Origin of the sequence: Rickettsia endosymbiont of Culicoides newsteadi (genome assembly GCF_002259525.1) — a bacterium.
Taxonomy (GTDB): domain Bacteria; phylum Pseudomonadota; class Alphaproteobacteria; order Rickettsiales; family Rickettsiaceae; genus Tisiphia.
In genome coordinates this window covers 1-598 of the sequence record NZ_MWZE01000187.1, presented here as the reverse complement: position 1 = coordinate 598, position 598 = coordinate 1, and the positions used below count along the sequence as shown (strand labels likewise).

Genomic DNA, 598 nt, shown 5'->3' with positions numbered 1-598 from the left:
ATGCATCTCGATAACATGGTAAGCTTCTAATACCTTACTACTTTTAATTCCTACAGGGGGGGGTATTTTCTTTTGTTGCATATTTAAATAGATGTAACCACTCATCGGCAATACTCAATAATGGTTGCTTAATATCTTTAAATTTTTTAAGCTCTATAAAGACATACGATATATCAAATATGTGTTGCTGTTTCTTAGTTGTGGTCTCAATAGTTTTATGAAAACTTATATATGATACTTCTTCAGCAAATATTTTTGATTTCATTAATGATATTACTACTATCGGTAATAAATCATTGTGAGTCACCCCTTCTGTAAGTTGTTGAACATATGAATGAGCAGAATAATATTGTAATCTTTTTAAATAATCGGTTTCATTTCTTTTCTGCATCTCGATAATGTACCAATGATCTGACTCATCTTTAACTTTCAAATCAAATACACTTCTCTTACCTTGATGAATTCTAGGTAAATGTTCTAATGAAAGAAAGTTGATTTCCTTAATTCTATGCTTTTCAGGTAAATCAAGAATACTATTAACAAATTCTTTTAGCCTCTCCAGATCACTAAAGATTTTCTTAAATAGACTATCATTTGT

1 protein-coding gene is annotated in these 598 nt (G+C 29.1%); it reads right to left on the bottom strand.

Going from position 1 to position 598, the window contains the following annotated elements:
* Window positions 1-43 precede the first annotated feature (43 nt).
* Window positions 44-598 (bottom strand): Rpn family recombination-promoting nuclease/putative transposase (locus RiCNE_RS07195; protein ID WP_133062982.1); only part of this gene is annotated, 555 nt, incomplete at its 5' end.